Source organism: Streptomyces sp. YS-3 (genome assembly GCF_045257485.1).
In the GTDB taxonomy this organism is placed as follows: Bacteria; Actinomycetota; Actinomycetes; order Streptomycetales; family Streptomycetaceae; genus Streptomyces.
In genome coordinates, this window is record NZ_JBJHPC010000686.1 from 1 (window position 1) to 3,516 (window position 3,516).

The 3,516-nt window shown below is 75.4% G+C and carries 4 protein-coding genes; 2 read left to right on the top strand and 2 right to left on the bottom strand.

Going from position 1 to position 3,516, the window contains the following annotated elements:
* Positions 1-38 precede the first annotated feature (38 nt).
* Positions 39-278: an acyl carrier protein gene (locus ACJA3G_RS33250; protein WP_406556756.1), complete on the top strand. Its 240-nt coding sequence runs from the start codon at positions 39-41 to the stop codon at positions 276-278.
* Entirely contained in the window at positions 275-1,072 is a 798-nt protein-coding gene (locus tag ACJA3G_RS33255) for a thioesterase II family protein (protein WP_406556757.1), read from the top strand. Before ACJA3G_RS33250 ends, ACJA3G_RS33255 begins: the two co-directional genes overlap by 4 nt.
* A 9-nt stretch (positions 1,073-1,081) precedes the next feature.
* Here the strand turns inward: ACJA3G_RS33255 and ACJA3G_RS33260 are convergent, their stop codons facing one another.
* Together ACJA3G_RS33260 and ACJA3G_RS33265 are read right to left on the bottom strand one after the other, a co-directional pair.
* Positions 1,082-1,933, bottom strand: a complete 852-nt coding sequence (locus tag ACJA3G_RS33260) for an MBL fold metallo-hydrolase (protein WP_406556758.1) — start codon at positions 1,931-1,933, stop codon at positions 1,082-1,084.
* Between the two features lie 50 nt (positions 1,934-1,983).
* A partial coding sequence (locus ACJA3G_RS33265; RefSeq protein WP_406556759.1) for an acyl-CoA synthetase occupies positions 1,984-3,516 on the bottom strand: 1,533 nt, incomplete at its 5' end.

Genomic DNA, 3,516 nt, shown 5'->3' on the forward strand with positions numbered 1-3,516 from the left:
CATCTGCGGCTGCACACCGCCTTCCAGGAGAGCTGACCATGACCGCCACCGCCATCGCCGACACCACCGGGTTCTGCGCGCTCCTGGAGGACGAGCTCGGTATCCGTATCGCCCCCGAGGACCTGGACCGGCCACTGGACGAAGTGGCCGAGTGGGACTCGGTCCATCTGCTGCGCCTGGTCACCGTGGTGGAGAACGTCACCGGCCGCCGTATCCCGGTGGCCGGTCTCCTGGAGGCCGTGACCTTCCAGCAGATGTACGAGGTGGTGCGCGCGTGACCGGGGAGGCCGCGGTGGCGCGTTGCCTCGTCCGGGCGCCGCGCGAGGACGCGGCGCTGCGGTTGTTCTGCTTCCACCACGCGGGCGGCAGCGCCTCGTTCTACGGTCCCTGGCCGTCCCGGGTCGTGCCCGGCGTCGACGTCCTGCCGGTGCAGCTGCCCGGCCGCGAGTCCCGTCTGCGCGAACGGCGGTTCCAGGACGCGGGGACCGCGGCCGGGGCCCTCGCGGACGAACTCGCGCCATGGCTGGACCGCCCGTACGCGGTGTACGGGCACAGCATGGGCGCGCTGCTCGCCTTCGCGGTGGTGGCGGCCCGGATGCGGGCGGGGGGCCGGGCGCCGCTCGCCGTGTTCGTCGGCGCGTACGCGGCCCCGCACCTCACTCCGCCGCTGCCGCCCGCCGATCTGTACGGCGACGCGGACCTCGCCCGGCTGCTGGTGGACGTGGGCGGGCTGCACCCGCAGTTCCTGGGGCGCGCCGACTGGCTGCGGGCGCTGCTGCCCGTGGTCCGGGACGATCTGCGGATCTGCGCCAGCCACCGGGAGGCGGGACTGCCGGACCCGGCCGAGGAGGGGCAGCGGCTGCCGCTGGACATCCGGGCCTTCGCGGGCGCGGACGACGCGCTCGTGGACGCCGGGGCGGTGCACGCCTGGGAGCGGTACGGACGCGCGTTCCGGCTCACGACGGTGCCGGGCGGCCACTTCTTCCCGCGCGAGGCCCCCGAGCCCTTCTTCGAGGAGCTCAACCGCTCGCTGACCGGGCTGCTCGCCGAAGCCCGTCGGGCCCCCGTGTGACGGGCTGCCTCACCGTGGCCCCACCACGCGCGGCACCCCGGCCATGCGCCGCCGCGCCGCACCGGCGTTCTTCTCGTACAGCGCGCGCTGTTCGTCCACTCCGGGCATGATCCACAGCGGGCGCGAGGAGCCGTCGGCGAAGGCGAGCCCCTCGGTGTCGGGGCGCAGCCCGGTGAGGGTGAGCGCGAAGGACTCCTGGTAGTCGACGGCGCCGTCGGCGGTGAGGCGGAAGGGGCGGTCGTGGCCCGGGTAGATGACATCGGCCTCCCCCACCACCCGGTCGATGCTGCGGGCCGCGAGGTCGGCGTCCCAGAAGACCAGCGGGTTGCGGCGGGTGGTGGCCACGTACGCGAAGTGCAGGGCGTCGCCGGTGATCGCGGCGACCCCGGCGTCGGTGTCGACCAGGACGCCGATGCTGCCGGGCGAGTGGCCGGGCAGGGCCATGACGCGGACGCCGGGCAGGATCTCCTCACCGTCCGCCACCTCGCGGACGGGCAGTTGCTCCAGGAGCAGCCCGGTCCAGGCGGGGGTCGCCCAGTCGTTGGAGTGCGGCGCGTGGGCGTAGCGCCGTTCGTCGCCGTGGAGGAGGAGCTCGGCGCGGGGGAACAGGTCGATGTTCTGCACATGGTCCCAGTGGGCGTGGGTGAGCACCACGGTGTCGATGTCCGCCGCGGTGAGGCCGTGGGCCGCGAGCGCCGCCCACAGATGGGGGCGGCGGCCGACGTGGGCGGCGTCGACCAGGACGGTACGGGGGCGGCCGGTGGCGTCGGCGCCCCGGACCAGGAAGACGCCGCAGAAGGCGGGGTAGCCCTGGTCGGTGTCGATGGCGAAGCCGGGCAGGAGGATGTCGATCGTCGGCATGGGGCTCCCTTGGGTGTGGCCGCAGTCGAGGCGCGGCGGCTGGTCCGGTGTCAGCCGTCGGCCGCCTCGTGGAGGGCGGCGCGCAGCGCGTCGAGGCTGTGCGGGTTGGCGAGGGTGGACAGGTCGCCGGGTTCGTCCTGGGTGGCGCAGTCACGGATGAGGCGGCGCATCACCTTGCCGGTGCGGGTGCGGGGCAGTTCGGGCAGGGCGAGGACCCGGCTGGGCCGGAAGGCGGGCCCGAGCGCCTCGGCCACGCGCGCCCGGATCCGGTCGGCCTGCGGCACCGACAGCGTCCCGGTCGCGGGCACCACGAAGCACCAGAGCGCCTCGCCCTTCACCGGGTGCGGCACCCCGACCGCCGCCGCCTCGGCCACGGCGGGGTCCTGCAGCGCGGCCTCCTCGACCTCGGCGGGTCCCAGCCGCTTGCCGGCCACCTTCATCACGTCGTCGAGGCGCCCGTGCACGAACCACTCACCGTCCGAGCGGGACACCAGGTCGCCGTGGGACCAGCGGCCGGGCCTGCGGCCGAAGTAGGTGCGGGCGAAGCGCTCGGGCGAGCGCCACAGGCCCCGGGTCATGCCCGGCCAGGACTGGCGCACCACCAGCTCGCCCATCTCGCCCTCGCCGGCCTCGCCGCCGTCGGCGTGCTCGATGACCGCGTCGATGCCGAGGCACGGTCCGGTGAAGCCGCACGGCGTCTGGGGGACGGTGGGCGCGGACGCCAGGAGCGAGCCGCCCACCTCCGTACCGCCGCTGATGTTGATGACGGGGCAGCGCCCGCCGCCGACCTCCTGGGAGTACCAGCGCCAGGCGTCCTCGGTCCAGGGTTCGCCGGTGGAGCCGAGGATGCGCAGCCGGGACGAGGTGGGCGCGGGCGCCCCGGTCGCCATCAGGGCCCGCGCGAGGCTGGGCGAGCTGCCGAAGACGCTGACCCGGTGCTCCCGCAGGAGCCGTCCCAGCCGGTCCGGGCCGGGGTGGTCGACGGCGCCCTCGTACGTGAGGACGCAGGCGCCCGCGAGGGTGCAGCCGATCACGACCAGCGCGAACATGATCCAGCCGGGGTCGGTGACCCAGAACGCCACGTCGTCGGGGCGCACATCGAGGTTGTAGCGGACCTCGGAGCCGACCTGGACGGGGAATCCGCCGTGGGTGTGGACGGCGCCCTTGGGGCGCCCGGTGGTGCCGGAGGTGTAGAGGAGGAGGAAGGGCGCGTCGGCTTCCAGCGGAACGGTCTCGGCGGGCTCCGCCTCGGTGAGCGCCCGCCAGGCGGTGGTGGCCGGGGCGGGCGCGGGCGCGGTGCCGGGCGGCTCGTCGGCGACGACCACCAGGTGGGTCACGTCCGGGACCCGCTCCGCCGCCGCGCGGGCGACCGGCAGCATCTCGTACCGTCTGCCGTGCCGGGTGGTGGAGCCGGCCGTGACCAGCACCCGCGCCCCGGCGTCGGCGAGGCGCACCGCCAGGGCGTCGGCGCCGAAGCCGGAGAACACCGGGACGAGGACGGCGCCGACGCGGGCACAGGCGAAGAGCAGCAGGAAGGCCTCGGGACCGGGCGGCAGATATCCCGCCACCCGGTCCCCCTCCCC